Origin of the sequence: Chthonomonas sp., assembly GCF_035294165.1 — a bacterium.
Lineage (GTDB): Bacteria > Armatimonadota > Chthonomonadetes > Chthonomonadales > Chthonomonadaceae > Chthonomonas.
In genome coordinates, this window is record NZ_DATGLN010000237.1 from 1 (window position 1) to 16156 (window position 16156).

Here is a 16156-nt window from a genome sequence, read left to right on the forward strand (position 1 = left end):
CCGATTCGCTGCCCAAAGGCGGGTTTCATCATCTTACGATCACAAGCCCCGATTTTGCGGTGCTTCATCCTGTCATAACGCATCCGTTCTCCGCATGGGTGCTCCACGATGCCGCCAACAATACGACGGCTCTTCTCGACGACTCAGGAGTGCTGGATACCTATGGCATTCTGCTTCTGTACGGCATTGATGTCCCCGTCCCCTTCTCGCGACCGGATTCGGGGGGGTTTCCTTCTCTTTCCATTTGTCAAACCATCCAACCAAATCGGCGCTATATTTTAGCCGATCATCGAATCGCTACCGTCCCATTCCTCAATCAAACGGGGTTAGACGATCAAATTCTGTTTCCCAATAACGGCATGCTCTACGTTGCCGTAGGTCTGGCCTACTCGTTTTTTAATGCTCCTAGTATAGCTCCTCCGCCCAACTCCTCCAACATCGCCGAGATAGAGGTCAACGATACTTTTCACGATTTTCTGCTCTTTTGGCCGTTAGGAGGATGCCCTATTCCGATCCAAGAGATCACCTGGCACTGGCAGGCAAGGGCTACTCACGCGCATGACCACTGGACGCTCCTCCCCCATAGCCGGCTCTTTTGGCAAGCAAGCCCGTTCTACCCTCAGCCCCCCCAATGGAATCGGCGCATCTCTCGTGAATCTCTCAATGACGTGGGTTTTCGCACCACGCGATCCGAAGCCCTAGCCATACAGCAGATTTTCAACAACCTGTGGAGCATGAGATTCGACCTCACAAGTGTTGGTCAAAAAGACGATGACAATGGCGATCTTGCAAACGCCATCAAACTGTACAAAAATGCATTAGCACGTCTTGATAGCTCAAATTTTCGTGAGGAGCTACTAAAAAACGTTCAGATGATGCTCTTTCCCTTTGGGGAACCTCAAAGCAGGAAGCCGCCCATTCTATGGCCTGCCCAGAAAGATCGGATCATCGAGGAGATTTTGGAAGCCTTTTGTAGGTCGCAAAAGGCAGAAATCGCTTTTAAAGTGGGGCAAATTCAGTTGGAAGAGGGCAAGGTGGCCGAGGCACTAAAGTCCTTTAAACTGAGCGAACAGCTAGAGCCTGAAGACTCCATGGTCTCGCTTTACCTGGCGTTTGCCTACTATCGTCTTGGAGATGTCAAGCAAGCTCGCGACTGTTTTGCCCGCTATGCTCAAAAGAGTGGACGTGCTTTTACGGAAACCGATTACGATTCTCCAGAGAAGCTTGAGGGCATGATTCTGCTCTCTTTGGCTGCAGAGGGGAACTGGGGGCTGCTGGGAAGCGATGGAGATAAGCGTCGTGTCATAGCCTACGAAATAGAGGCAGAGACCCTCTTTCCCAACGACACGCTGCCACCCTATAAACACCAGGAGTTGTGATAGCACTGCCGTAACCAGCTGCAAGGAACTCGTTGTCGCAGCCGTGTAGAGTTCACAAGGGGGTTGCATAAAGTGGTAAAAAGGTGTATCTTTAAAGAGTAAAGTGGTTACTTACTGCTTTCTCGAAGTCAAACTATCTTTGGGACATCTGTGTGAGAAGCGAGCGTGTGCGCATTCGCGATGTAGCTGAGGCGGCGGGTGTGTCGCCTACAACCGTCTCTTTGGTTTTTAACGGTCGCGCCCACTCCATTCCGGAGGCTACCAAACGGCATGTGCGCGAGGTAGCGCTGCGCATCGGCTATCGTCCCCACGCCACGGCACGCGCGTTGGCCACAGGGCGCACCCAACGCATCGGCGTTATCCTCAATACCCCCGACAGCCTTGTGCACCAATCGGCCTATCATAGCCCAATCCTTTCGAGCATTCTCGCCACTCTACCACGCTACGACTACAATATGGTGCTTCACTCGGCCCACTTTCCGGACTGGCAGTCGCAAGCGTCCGATATTCAGGGCGGTCTGGCCGATGGAGCCATTCTCATCGGTCGAGAAGGGGCCGACCCGCTCACTTTTGCTCTTCTCGAAAGCGGCTTCCCCATCGTCTGCGTCTCTTACCACGTAGACCATCCCGCCTGCTATTCGGTAGATTGCGATAACGAGGGTGGAGTGCAAATGGCGCTGGAACACTTCCTCACCCTAGGTCGCAAACGCATCTACTGCGCCATCCCGCAAACCGAAAGCTCCTGGACGAGGGAGCGCACACAAAGCGCCCAGCGCTTCGCCGAGCAACATCCAGAAATAGAGTTGTTCATTGCCGACTGGCCTTCCATGCAGGCCCATACCCCATCAGAATGGATTGACGCTCTAAAGCAGTTGCCTTTCCCTCCCGATGCGATGCTGATCGATGCAGAATACATCGGTCGTGCGTTCGTTGAAGCCGCCATCGCCGAAGGGTTGCGTATTCCAGAGGACATCGTCGTCATTACGATCAACTCCACCTATATCAGCGCCAATGCCCATCCGCCCATCACCTCTCTTTGGCAACCACTTACCGAGATAGGTGCCACGGCGGTGGAGATGCTTGTTGCCCTTATCAACGGTCAACCGCCAAGAGAACGAATTCGCCGCTTCCCTATGCGTCTGGACGTTCGAGCCAGCACTGTGGGAGGGTAGGTTCAGCCAAACGGCGAGCACCAAAAATTTTTTGAAAAAATTCCTCAAAATTCCCCGTTGAACTGCTGGTTTGGCACCGAAATTGCAGTAAGTATAAGGAGCTAAGCTACAAGGCACGCCTGCAATCTCGGGAACGGGCATTGGCGGGAACTTTCGGGTAAGCGTGCCCTAACCTTTTGGCCCTTCATGACCTGGAACCGCCATGGCGGTTCACTTTAGGGGATATGCCGATGGCATATCCCCACTTTTTTAAAAAGCCTGAAAGACTTTGTTGACAACAGCCGATGGCGCTGCTATAATAATGCACCCTGCAAATAAACCGGCGCTACGAAAAGCCATAGGATTTTACATCGAAAACCCACTGCAGTTTCTATAAACATTTTGTTCGTTTGCTGAGCGTTTTCTTTCGGTGTGTCAGAGGAGGGTCACACCTATGGAACTGTTTCTGTTTCGTAGCGCCTTAGGGCTTGGCGGCATCGGCGTACTTGCCGCCCTGCTGTTGTCGTGGCCGGTTCTTAGCCGGCAAAGTCCACGTCCAAATCTGTCGCGCAGCTATCTTGTTGCCGCCATCGGAATTGCCGTGCTCGGCGAGCTTTTGAGCTTTGCGGCACATACCCCACACACGCTCGTCCACGGGTTTAGCCTTGGCTACCTTCTGGGAACCGCCGGCGCTCTGCTAGGCTTCTGGGTTCAGCATCGAAGCGCCGTCGAAGAGCCTTCTATCCCCACCGGCAGTGCCTCTATAGACTCGCCTGCTCAAACCACCCCTTACTTCCTTGCTCTTGCTGTAATGGCGGTTCCCTCTCTTTGGATGCGCAACAGCCTGCCCGATGCGCATTTTGGAGTGGCCATCGGCTGGTTCGTATCCACCTTCCTCACCGCCATCGGCACCCCCAAAGAGGGCGCAATGGGGCAGAGATTATGGCTTAACCAGATAGCCTGTCTGGGCTTCGTGCTGGCCTTGCTACTGTTTGCTGTTGCCGGAGAATATCGCAATCCAACGCGGTTCGGGGCAAGCCCCGCCCCTGTCCACTGGAGCGCCATCGGCTTTGCCCTCGCCGATACCACCCTTTGCCTGCTCTTTCTTCTCTCTCTACCGTTTGCCGGCTTAGGCAAATTAGCCGGTCGTCTACGATGGCTCAAAGAGCTGCCTGCGCAAGCCGAGGCCGCACGTCTTCTGCGTGTGATGATCGGAACCGCTTTCCTGCTTGTTGCCTTTCGCTTTATCGGCTCGAAAGCGTTGGAGCATCCTCCGTTCTTTCTCCTAAGCGCCACCGGCAGCCTTGGGATGCTCCTGGTTTGGTGGCTTCTCGAAATCGGCAAACTCCGCTCACAAAATGGGGCTTGGGCCTGGGCTTGGCAGGTAGGAGCGCTAAGCGCACTGCTTGTGTTAGTTGGATATATGGCAGCCTACCAACTTCTGGGCGGTTTTGGTATTGGTGTGATGCTGATGGCCGCCTGGTTTGTTATCGCCGCGCGTATTGCCTCCACCAGCCTCGCCGAATATCCTCTCCGCGTCAGCACACTAACGCAAATGACCCTCATCAGCCTCTTCGCCACGTTGTTAGGCCTCTATCGGCTCTTCCTCATTCGCTATAGCGACGAACTTTGGCACCGCGATCTAGCCGATCATTACGCCCTCTTCGGGTTTTTAGTGGGGGTTCTCGCCCCACCGCTCGTTCAAGGCTATCTGCTCTCTTGGGCGCATTTTGACCGCACAAAAACCCTTCCGCTCTATCATCTTCTGCTCACCGGCCTGCTTACCTTGCTCATCCCAGGCCTTGTTCTGCTGATCTACGGCTCCAAGTGTGTCGAAGGCCTGTTTTTCGGTCTAGCCCTCACCACCCTTCTGCCTCTTTTCCAGCCGAATGACGAGCAGAAGGAGGCCTACCTAACGCTGTACAACCTTTTGCCCACCCACTTCTCTACAGCCATGATGCTGGCCCTATTGCAGTGGACGCAAACAGCTCTCCCTTGGGCCGACTTTGCCCGCGAAGAGAAGATTCGCATCGTGTTGCTCGCCACAGGCTTCCTGGTTCTGGCAACGTTTGCCGGAGAGCTTGGTAGCTATCTGCATCAAGGCCGACGCCCTCCCCCTCAAGGCCGACGCCCTCCCCCTCAAGGCCGACAGGCAAAAGCCGACACCCATTCATGAGGAGCGACACTAATGGAAACGAAACCACCCTCTTCCTTTTGGCATCTCCTCCCCATAGCGCTTGCACTCACGCTCATTGGGCTTGGGCTTTCCTATCGCATCTACCAGGATACACCTATTGGAGGGGTTACCGGAACCGTCTGGCTGAGCGATCTTCATAAACCGATTGCCGGAGCCGAAGTGGTGCTTACTCCTACCGACAGCAACCCTTACCGCCATCGGCTACGTACCGTCAGCAATGCGCATGGCAAGTTCGTCCTCTCGCGCGTGCCCACCGGAGATTACGATATCTCTGCCGATACGCCGGCCCACAGCATTGAGATAAGCCGCATCCACGTGGGCGAAGGGGCGCTTACCCCCGTTACTCTGTTTCTACAACGCAGCCTCCCCCGCCTTGAAATGGTGCAGCGCCGATGGGTCTTTGGCACTAAAGAGCGAGGCCGGTTCGCCGTGCGTGGCTATGTAAGCGACGGGGTTCCGCCGGGGAAAGACTCGTACCATGTGCAGGTCTATCGCACAAAACTATCTCAAATTCTCCAAAGCCGGCAACTTGCCTCCGACCTAGACGCGCTAAGCGCTGCAGACATAACCTCCGCTACGGGCTATCTTACCTCCCTCCTACACCCAACCACAATGCCCGCTCCCAAACTCGTTTTCGAGAAAGAGGTTGCTATCGGTAGGCCTGATGTTGAAGGTTTTTTCTATAAGCGATTCGTCCTTCCACCGCTTCCTCCAGGTCTCTATATTCTCAGCCTTCGCCATCAAAAGGATCGCATTGGAGGTTGGCTGCAGATCAGCGATATGGCCATGGTGCTCAAGCAGGCCGACACACAAACCCTCGCCTATGTGGTGGATATGCCTAGTGGGGGTTCGATTCCGCATTGCACGGTGCGATGCTACCACGATAACGAACTGCGCCTGCAAACCGAAACGAACCAAGACGGTTTGGTACTCTTCACCGATCCACAATCCCCGTCAACTGAAAGCCAGTTTTTTGTGGCACAACGCGGCAACGATGAGGTTGTCGTAAAAGGAGTTCACTACTATTCGGGCCGCAATGGTCTCTATACCGTCTGTACTTACAATGATAGACCTCTCTACCGACCCGGACAGACCATCTACTTTAAGGGTATTGTGCGGCGTAGCCGGCTAACCCCTGTGGTGACCGGCGACTCGAACGGCGGCTCCGCATGGAGCTATGTGCTCCCTCCTCCTCACACTCCGGTATCCGTAGTGATGAGCGACCCTAAAAACATCCAGGTGTATAGCCAAACCCTCTACACCAACAGCTTCGGCGCTTTTCACGGCCAAGTGACCCTGCCCAAAGAGGCCGTTACAGGCACCTACACGCTCGTCGTCCAGATGCCCGACGATTCGGTAAGCTATACGAAGGATGTGGTCGTGGCCGCCTATCGCAAACCTGAGTTTCAGGTAACCCTCACTCCGGATCGCCCGCTCTACGTGCGCAGTGAGCCAATTCACCTTCACGTCCATGCCGCCTATTTTTATGGAGCGCCGGTAGCCAACGCCGCCATCTCCTATCAGGTGTTCAACCAGAGTAGCCCTCAGGAAAACGATGAAAACGACATTTCCCCCGACTCCCCCGACGTGGATGAGGCCCAAAGCGAAGGCTATTATGGCAGCTTAGAACATGAGGGGAAAACAACCCTCGACTCAAACGGCGACGCTGTCATCAGCGTGCCAACCAACCCCAGCAACTCCTTCTCGTTCCTTCCGCAGCAAGAGTTCGTTAGCTTCGACGTCATCGTTACCGTAAACAATCGCCAAGCGGAGCAGCAGTGCCAGGTTCCCGTGGTCTCCGGCGACTACGCGCTCCAAGTGCAGCCCACGGGCTACTTCTGCCTACCTAATCACCCCATAAGCGTTTTGGCAACGGTGCATACCTGGCAACAACAGGTCGTTCCGCAACAGCCGGTGGACCTAGAACTGGCCTACGAGCAGTGGGGAGTTGGTGGAGACTATCACCGTTCTCTGTGGACGACTCTGCACGCCATCACCGATGCGCAGGGTCGAGCCATCTTCTCTTTCAAACCGCCTCATGCCGGCAGTCTTCAGCTGATTTTACGCACCCACGACGTCAAAGGCCGTTCTATTGAAACCACCGACAGCATTGAGGTGTACGATGCAGCTTACGAAGGCTCCTCCCTCGATACAAGCACCAATCTCACCCTCCTCACCGACAAGAAAAGCTACACTCCCGGTGAAACAGCACATCTCTTGTTGGTCAGCCCCATTGTGCCACACAAGGTGCTTATCACGTTAGAAGGCGATCGCATCTATCGTGCCTTCACGGTCGCTATGTCTCAACACAGCCTCGTAGTGCCCATACCTATCCTCAAGGAGTACGGCCCAAACGTCTCCATTGCTGCCTGCTATCTCGCCGCCAAGGGGTCGGGTAACACCAGCATCACCGTCCGTATCCCCATTCCGGACAAACGCCTTTTTGTTACTCTCCAACCCGATCACCCTCCCTACGGCGATCATCTCCCGCTCTACCTACCCGGCAGTCGTGTGACCTATCACGTTCACGTCTCCGACGCTCACGGAAGACCGGTAAAAAGCGATCTGTCGTTTGCCGTTGTAGACGAGGCTCTCTTCAAGCTTCAGGAAGAATCGCTCGATGTCGTTTATCGAACTTTCTACCCCTATCGCGAGAACTCGGTGACCACGTCTTTCTCAAACGACACCGTAACCTTAGGGAGCGAACAAAAGGCAGCCAGCACCATTCAGATACGCCGTAGATTCGCCGATACCGCCTTCTGGGCACCCGATGTGCTTACCGACTCTAGCGGCAACGCCGTCGTTTCCTTCACCGTGCCGGACAATCTCACCACATGGCGTGCCAGCGTCATCGCGCAAACAGCAAGCACCCAGTTCGGTTGGCAAATCGCCAAAATTCAGGTCTCGAAGCCGTTTTTACTGCAACTGGAACTGCCACGTCTCCTCACTCAGGGCGATATGGCCACCATAACGGCCACCGTACGCAACGATACCGGCCTACCTCAAAATGCTATCGTTCGTCTGCAGGCTGCAGGCCTCCAAATTCAGGGTGGTGTTCAACAGCAGAGCCACATAGAAAACGCCCAACAGGCCACGCTCTCCTGGCAGGTTACGGCCCCTATGTTCGGCTCGGCAAAACTTACGGCAACGGCCTGGACTTTGCCTGCCTCCACCGGCAGCCCATCGTTTAACGATGGTGTAGAACTGCCCCTCACGGTTCGCCCCTTCGGTCGCACACAGGTCGCATCTTATTCCGGTGAGGTCGCCCCCGGCAACCCGCAGGTTGAGGTATTTCGCCTCAACCCTCAAACCGTTCTCTCGGCCACCCAAGTGAAAGTACAACTTATTCCCTCACTAGCCACCGTCTTAGAGGATAGTGTGGACGCAATCAATGCCTATCCGTACGACTGTGTGGAGCAGACGGCAAGTGGCCTTATTGCCAACCTGGTGGCTGCCAGAACGCTTCCTCGGCTCGGCTTTCGCGTTTCAGCGGCAACTAACTCCGCCATTGCCGAAAACATCGCTCGGCTCTATCGCCTACAACACGACGACGGCGCCTGGGGCTGGTGGCAGTATGACAACAACGACCCGTGGATGACAGCCTATGCGCTTGAATCTCTTCTTCTCGCCATGCGCTTCGGCTACCCTGTGGCCCAGCAGGTGATAGATAACGGCGCAAAAGCGGCCATCGCAATGTTACCAAAAACACCCCTCGATGTACAACCTTTCGTTCTCTATGTGCTAACGCAGTGCGGGCATCGAGGGCTGGTTGCCAAAGCACGCCCGCATTTTATCCTCTCCGGTCTCTCCTCAGAAAACCTGGCCTATACCGTCTTGATTGATAAAGCTCTCGGCCGTAGCACAACCGATTCGCTGAACGCGCTTCTTCGCCGTGCGAACATGGAAGGGGCGTTAACGCATTGGGAGGGACAGACCGTATCCGGCTTCTTCTATGCCGATTCAAACTACACCACGCTTTTGGCCCTACGAGCGCTTCTTGAGGCCGCTCCCCAAAACCCCCAGATCGAGTCGGGCCTTCGCTGGTTCCTTCTCCGACATGCCGACTCGTACTGGATGAACACGCGCGACATGGCCGTCGCCATTCGGTTCCTTGGCGACTATCTTCTCCAGAAACAGATGCGCAGCCCAACCGGCAACCTTGCCATTTCCGTAAATGGCCACCCTGTTGCCCAAGTTCCGCTAAGCGCCCACATGCCTCTGCGCGATGTGGCAGTGCCCTCTGGACTATTACGCCCCGCCAAGAACACGGTGGAGCTGCAGCTCGGTACAGGGAGTAGCCCGATCTTTTACACCCTTGATGTGCGCAGCGTTGAGGCCACATCAAACGGCCAGCCATTGCCCTCGCTTAAGCTACCCGACTTTCAGTTGACGCGCACCTATTACCGCCTCTCCGACAAAGGGGAACTGATCCCAACCAACGATCGTTTCGCCCCCAACGAGTCGATTCTGGTGCGTCTTAGCTTTGTGGTGCCAAAGAATATGAGTTATGTGATGATCGAAGACCCATTACCGGCCGGCCTAGAGGTTACGGAGCGAGGTACAGCCGATGTGGAAGGCGACTGGGACTATTGGTTCTCCAGCATGGATATCCGTGATGATAGGCTTACCTTCTTTATTCGCTCTCTATCGAAGGGGAAGCATATAATTGACTATCATCTGCAGGCACAGACTGCCGGCCGCTTTACCGCTTTGCCCACACGGCTCCAGGCAATGTACGACCCCGATACAGAGGTTGAAACCAGCTCAGAAAGAGTGGAGGTGCGATAATGCGGTTGGCAGATGCTCTTGGTCTCGGCCTGTTTGTGTTAGCAAGCGGCTACGGCTTGCTGCAGATCGCCGCAACAGCCCCACCCAAAGAGGTTCGTATCTCTGGCTACATCACCAGCTTGCGCGGCAGAAGCCCCGCGCAGCGCCGAAACGCTCGCCTCGCCGCATGGGCGGTTAACGGCACGGTGATACCGCCGGGTGGGCTTTTCTCTTTCGATAGACGAGTCGGCTCTTGGTCGGCAGACCAGGGCTATGTGCAGGCTCCGGTAAGTTATGATGGTGAACTGGTCAATGCTGTTGGTGGCGGGGTCTGTCAAACTTCCAGTACGCTCTACAATGCGGCATTGCTTGCCGGCATGCAGATTGTAGAGCGGCATTCGCACCATTTTTGCCCGGAATATGTGCCTCCCGGGCGCGATGCGGCCGTAGCCCAAACGCTGATAGACCTGCGTTTCAAAAACCCCTATCCGTGGCCGATTCGCATCGAATGCCGAGCCACCCAGGACATACTGGAGGCGAGCTTTTGGGCGCCAAAACAACCTCCTCTTCAGGCTCATGTGGAGACCCAGACACTGTCCGTCACCCAGCCGCAGCGTAAAGCCTTCATACTGCCGAACAACCGGGGGTATGGGCAACACGCTCGACTCCTTTCCATAGGAGTGCCGGGTTATCGAGTCATTACGTACCGTACCTACACGCGATCCGACGGCACCATCGTCCGCCGAGAAAGCCTCAGCGATAGCACCTATGCCGCAGCCGACCGCATTCTCGGCATCTACCCACCGTCATCAGAATGACCTTGCCTAGCCGTATCGGCCCACAGGGCGTCTTATAAACTTTTTTGAAACGCAGAAAGTTTCGAGCACGTCTACCAAACTAAAAAAACTACTTGCGCCAAAAGCAGATGTTTGATATAATGGACGCGATAAATTTTGCGCTTCTTGCGCACTAAAAGAGACCAGAAACAGACTAGTAGAGACCAGCCTAGAACAGGCCTATGGTTTACTAGCATTATAGCTGCGCATTAGAGGAGAGAAAGAGTGCTTTAGGAAGGACAAAGAAAGGAGCTTTTATCCATGCGAGACCTATTGACCAAGTCATTGCGCCATCTCGTGCTGCTCAGCAGCATTCTGGCGCTCGTCTTAACGGCTTACAAGGCCACAGGGCAAATGCCGTTAAAGCGCCTACCGGGGCACTTACCGGCGATCATCGCGCGCTCCACGCCCGTTGGAGTGGTGCCACCTACCCAACCCCTTCATCTTATGCTCGTGCTGCAAATCCCCAACCAGAAAAAGCTAGACGACTATATAAAGCGCATCTACACCCCAAACGATCCGCTATATCACCACTACCTTATCCCACAGCAGTTTGGAGATATGTTCGGTCTCTCCCAAGCCGACTACAATCGTGTAATTAACTGGGCAAAATCGCAAGGTTTTCAGGTGACGCAAACCTACAAGAACCGTCTCTTACTTGGTATCACCACATCGGCAATGAAAGCCCAAAACGCTTTCCACGTAAAGCTGCGCCAGTACACCGGTCCGGATGGTAGCAAGTTCTATGCGCCTGACAGCAATCCTACCGCACCGCCCGTCCCCATTGTGGGGATTGTAGGGCTAGACAATGCAGGAAAGCCAAAACCGCTTCTTCAGTTCCCCGGTGGTTTTGGGCCACCGCCAACTATCGGAAGCCCATATCCACCTACTCAAGGTGGTTCGTCGAACCCTATCGGTACTCCTCCAATTTACACCGGGCTCAAGCCCCTGAACGTTGGCACCGGCCCTGCCGGAGGCCTAGCCCCAAATGACATATTGACAGCCTATAACTTGACATCTGGGGTTCTATATGGTAATGGTCAAATACTGGGCCTTGTAGAGCTGGACGGCTATGCGATATCGGATATTGCTCAGTACATCACGCAGTTCAAGCTACCAAACTCGCCTTCGCTCAAGAACGTCTTACTCGATGGATTCAATGGAACGCCAAGCGGGACCGGAGGACAGGTCGAGGTTACTTTAGACATAGACATGATGTTAGCACTGGCCTACAATGCCTCGGAAATTCTCGTCTATGAATCCCCAGACAATATCGCAAGTTTCCTCGACAACCTTGCTGCGATTGCTGATGACGATACAGCTACCTGTATATCCTGCTCATGGGGGCTCGCCGAGGATCTCTTACCGCTAGTGGTTTTGATAGCCCAGAACTACACATTTGCTCAGATGGCTGCCCAGGGACAATCTTTCTTCACCGCAGCTGGTGATAACGGAGCCTTCGATGATGGTTCCACTCTAAGCGTAGATTCCCCCGCGGATCAGCCTTTTGTTACCGGTGTAGGTGGTACAACATTATTCACCAATGGTCCGGGTGGAGCGTATGTCTCTGAAACCGTCTGGAACAACGACGTGATTGACGGTGGCGGTGGCGGCGGTGGAGGCATCAGTATCCACTGGGCAATACCTAGCTACCAAGCTGGCTTCATTTCACCTGCTTCCTTAGGCTCCCCTGCCTTACGGAACGTTCCGGATGTCACATTAGATGCCGATCCCAACACGGGCTACGATATCTATGTAGCTAGTTTTGGCGGTTGGTTCACAGTCGGTGGCACGAGCGCTGCAGCTCCTCTCTGGGCAGCCTTTACTGCCGATGTAAATGCAGGAAGAGCGAAAGCACGTCAGCCTCTCCTCGGTTTTGTGAACCCAATCCTCTACAACATTGCTCAAGACAGCACCAAATATGCAAATGACTTTCATGATATCACAACCGGTAACAATGGCTTCTATCCTGCCGTTTCCGGCTATGATGATGCCTCGGGGCTTGGCAGCTTTAATGGTGCAAACCTCTATGCGGAATTAGTACAACCGCCTCCTCCTACTAACCTTATCGGCAATCCTGGCTTTGAAAACGGCTTTGATCCAAGTCCATGGATAGCTACACCGGGTGTCATCTCGGATAGCCTACTAGAACCTCCTCACTCCGGTTATTGGGACGCTTGGCTGTGCGGCTACCCATTACCCCACACTGACATGCTCCAGCAAACGATAACCATTCCCAGCCCTGCCAATACTATCACCCTCTCCTTCTATCTACACATAGATACAGCCAACACGGCCACAACACCGGTGGATACCCTCCAAGTGGAGATATTGGACATAAACGGCAAACTTATTGATCTTGTCCAAACCTTCTCCAACCTCAACGCCAACACAGGCTACACGCAGGAGACCTTCTCTCTACCCACCTCGCTGGCGGGTCAAACGGTTATCCTTCGCCTTGTGGGAACGCAAACCACCTTCGCCCCCACGAGCTTCGTGGTGGACGACTTCTCACTAACAGTTCAATGACGTAGCTCCAGCGTTTGCGGCGGCCTTCTCTATGTAGAGAAGGCCGCTTTTTGTTGACGACAGAGCCAAAGATGACGTACAATGCCTAACAAACGCACTTCCATGCAAAGGAGGCCTGTTTGAAATACAAAGCACCCCCCTACATGTACGACGTTCTGCCCTACCCGCCCGCGCAAGAACCATGGCTCTACTCGGCAAAATGGCGCTATGTGGAACGTACCTTCCAAAACCTTTGCCGTCGCTACGGCTATCGTGAAATTCGCACGCCCATTCTCGAACAGACGGAGCTTTTTACCCGCAGCATCGGCGAAACCACCGACATCGTCAGCAAAGAGATGTTCACCTTCACCGACCGCGGTGGCCGCAGCCTCACCTTAAAGCCGGAGGGAACGGCACCCGTCGTCCGTGCCTGCATCGAGCATGGCCTCTTTGCCCAATACCCTCTTCTTAAACTCTACTACACCAGTCAAAACTTTCGCTATGAGCGCGGCCAAAAAGGACGCTACCGCCAACACGAGCAGCTCGGTGTGGAGGTGTTCGGCTCGATAGACCCGGCCATAGATGCCGAGGTCATTACTCTTGCCATGGACTTCTATCGTGCGTTGGGCATTGCAGAGCTTGCTCTGCATATCCATACTGTCGGCACCCCAGAGGCACGTGCCCGCTATCTCGAAGCCCTGCGAAACTATGTGCGCCCTTATCTTAGCCAAATGAGCCAGGAAGCCCAGAGGCGCTTTGAGCTGAACCCACTGCGTATGCTCGATACCAAAGACCCAAAAGAAAAAGAGATTCTCGCCGAAGCCCCCAAACTGCTTGACCATCTTGACGCCCAAAGCCGCGACCATTTTGAGAGGTTGCAGGAATATCTGAAGGCGCTCGAAACCTCCTTCGTGGTAGACCCCATGCTGGTGCGCGGCTTTGATTACTACACCGGCACCGTGTTTGAAGTGAAAGGCAAAGGGCTTGGCGCACAGGATGCACTCTGCGGTGGCGGACGCTACGACCGCCTTGTAGAGGAGTGCGGGGGGCCTCCGACGCCCGGCATCGGCTTTGGACTGGGCGTCGAGCGCTGCTTGCTTACTCTGGAAGCCCTCTCTATCTCGTTGCCCATAGAGCCTGAAAACCCGGAGATTTTCCTCGTTCTGCTGGGCGATAGCGGCCACCTGCGCCCCATAGCCGTACGCCTACTCCACGATCTCCGCGCAGCCGGCATATGCGCCGATATGGACTATCAAGGGAGAAACTTCAAGAAACAGTTAAAACGTGCCGACGACCTGGGCGCCCCTTATACCCTGCTTATCGGTGAGGACGAGCTGGCTCGTGGCGTGGTGGCCCTCCGAAATCAAACGACTCGTGAGCAGCAGGAGTTGCCACTACACAACGTCGTTGCCCATATAAAAGAGCGGCTCGAGCAAGGCTGAATTCGCCATATTGTAAACGCTATGGGTATGTGTGTAGGGGGTAGGCACAGGGCCTATCCCCTATTATTTGGGCATGGTTTGAACGGCGGTAGACTCGTCTTCACCCCCAAGTTTGTTGTATCAGCTAAGTCTCAACGCAATACGTTGAGTGAGCTAGGGACGACGCATCGTTGTTGCTGCGCCTCCGGCGCCAATGCGCCATAGGTCTACCCCATCAATACGCACTCCCACTTTACCATCCCAATAGAAGCGCGTCTCTAAGGCACCGCCTGGGTGATGGAAAAGGAGAGGAACGTACACATAGCGATCGGTGGGCAGCTCCGATAACAGAACATCGCGCTGGGCAAGCACCGGCACCCCACCTCCCACACAGCTATCTACCAATCCTATCGAACCTTCTTGGGCACCGACACGCTCCATGCGGAACAGCGCCAAGTAGTCTCCCGCAGGCATCGGCACGTAGGGGCCGAAGATCGCATGTCCCGGCATATCTTTGCCGGGGTTCACTTGCCAGGCTTCACCCCCTATCGCCGCTGGGTCTGAAACCATTGCCCCCGTTTCATGGGCTAAGGCACCTATCGAGAAATGAGTTACGTAGCTCAGCGTAGGCGGTGCGGCCCCATTGACCTGAATCGCCTCTAGACCACCGACGATCTCCGAAGGCTCAATAGAACGCAGCCGCACCGTTCTCTGCTGGAGGGGGCCGCCAACCACCGAGGTTTCGAACTGCACCGTATCCGCTTGGGGCACGCCGCCAATGCTTATAGGGACTTTTACATCCGGCGCCAACCCGTTTAGCCTTCCCTCCACTTGAACGTTCTCCATCCCGTCTGTCACGCGAACCTGTGCGGACACCGGATGCGATTCCACATTCTCTAGGGTGCATTGAAACCGCAAAGGCAGGCCCACAATGCGCACAATAAGGTCGGGACAACTTACGAGAAGCTTCTCCTGTTTGAGATACTCGCGGTAAAGCGCTCCTAGTGCATCGGGTCGCACCACCACATAGTCGTCGCCAAGCCGCTTCATAATCTCCGGCAGCATGGAGAGATCGGTAAACCAGTTGAGCGCAAATAGGTGGAGAAAGGCGGGGCGACGTTTTGGCGTAAAAGCCCTTATCTGCTCCACCAACGAATCGATCTGCTCTTCACGCGACAGTTGGCCGTTCCAATTCGTCACCGCATGAAACACGGGCAGGTTGCGCACAATGGGGTAGGTTGCCTCATCATACGAATCTACACGCCGCCCGTAGTCAGGAAAGAGCGCCTGCAACGTGGGAATATCTTCGGCGTAACGGTCTAACAGCGAGTCGTGCGTAATGCCCATAATCCAGCCGTCTACGATATCCATATGACGGTAGCCTTCGGCCGTTTGATACAAGAAGCGGTCGAAGACCTCCTGACGATAAGGCGCTTTATAACGCGTCCCAAACGAATCGGGATAGGTATAGCCGATGCCGGAGACGGCCCCTACGAACTGATCATCCGGCGTGGCCGTCTGGTAGTAGTAGTTCGCGATATCGGGCATAAGCAGCCAGGAAGAGGGGGATATAGACCAGCCGATAGGCATGGTGCCCCGTACCGAGCTTTTCCAGAGCACCGGGAAGTTGAAAACACTTAGCACCGGCAAGTTATCGCCATCGGAGATGATCCAGGAGACGTAGACTTTGCTTGGGTCTAACTTTGGTGGTGCGGGGTGGCGCTGATGAAAATTCGGGAGCCGAATGCCGGAATGCACGCTGAGGTTGCTGCAGTCGGTGCTGCCAACAAGATAGCGCCCGAACTCGGCAAAGAGGGTTACACCGGGGCCTTCGCCAACCCCAACGTCCTGCCCTGCATAGGGATAGCTGATGACCGGGGCATCTGCCGGCATTTTG

7 protein-coding genes and 1 pseudogene are annotated in these 16156 nt (G+C 54.9%); 7 read left to right on the forward strand and 1 reads right to left on the reverse strand.

Annotated features, from left to right (window positions below):
• The 7 genes from VKV29_RS13270 to hisS all read left to right on the forward strand — a co-directional run.
• Positions 1-1379: tetratricopeptide repeat protein (locus tag VKV29_RS13270; protein WP_324201792.1), on the forward strand; the 1379-nt coding region annotated here is incomplete at its 5' end.
• Between the two features lie 152 nt (positions 1380-1531).
• Complete coding sequence (locus VKV29_RS13275; protein ID WP_324201793.1) at positions 1532-2551, forward strand: LacI family DNA-binding transcriptional regulator; 1020 nt, start codon at positions 1532-1534, stop codon at positions 2549-2551.
• A 433-nt stretch (positions 2552-2984) separates the two neighbouring features.
• A complete protein-coding gene (locus VKV29_RS13280) occupies positions 2985-4706 on the forward strand; it encodes a hypothetical protein (protein WP_324201794.1) in 1722 nt (573 codons plus the stop codon).
• A gap of 12 nt (positions 4707-4718) precedes the next feature.
• Positions 4719-9515, forward strand: a complete 4797-nt coding sequence (locus VKV29_RS13285; protein ID WP_324201795.1) for an alpha-2-macroglobulin family protein — start codon at positions 4719-4721, stop codon at positions 9513-9515.
• On the forward strand, positions 9515-10312 hold the full coding sequence (locus VKV29_RS13290; RefSeq protein WP_324201796.1) for a VanW family protein: 798 nt from the start codon (positions 9515-9517) through the stop codon (positions 10310-10312). Before VKV29_RS13285 ends, VKV29_RS13290 begins: the two co-directional genes overlap by 1 nt.
• A gap of 279 nt (positions 10313-10591) precedes the next feature.
• Entirely contained in the window at positions 10592-12859 is a 2268-nt protein-coding gene (locus VKV29_RS13295; RefSeq protein ID WP_324201797.1) for a protease pro-enzyme activation domain-containing protein, read from the forward strand.
• Positions 12860-12978: 119 nt separating this feature from the next.
• The gene (gene hisS / locus VKV29_RS13300; RefSeq protein WP_324201798.1) at positions 12979-14280 is read left to right on the forward strand and encodes a histidine--tRNA ligase; all 1302 of its coding nucleotides are present in this window, start codon (positions 12979-12981) and stop codon (positions 14278-14280) included.
• Between the two features lie 153 nt (positions 14281-14433).
• On the opposite strand, the pseudogene VKV29_RS13305 reads toward hisS, so the two are convergent.
• A pseudogene (locus VKV29_RS13305) lies at positions 14434-16156 on the reverse strand (hypothetical protein); the annotation flags it as partial.

Bases quoted from the DNA above. Each gene is read 5' to 3' on its own strand.
- VKV29_RS13295 (WP_324201797.1), top strand. From the start codon at position 10,592: ATGCGAGACCTATTGACCAAGTCATTGCGCCATCTCGTGCTGCTCAGC.
- VKV29_RS13290 (WP_324201796.1), top strand. From the start codon at position 9,515: ATGCGGTTGGCAGATGCTCTTGGTCTCGGCCTGTTTGTGTTAGCAAGC.
- VKV29_RS13280 (WP_324201794.1), top strand. From the start codon at position 2,985: ATGGAACTGTTTCTGTTTCGTAGCGCCTTAGGGCTTGGCGGCATCGGC.
- VKV29_RS13285 (WP_324201795.1), top strand. From the start codon at position 4,719: ATGGAAACGAAACCACCCTCTTCCTTTTGGCATCTCCTCCCCATAGCG.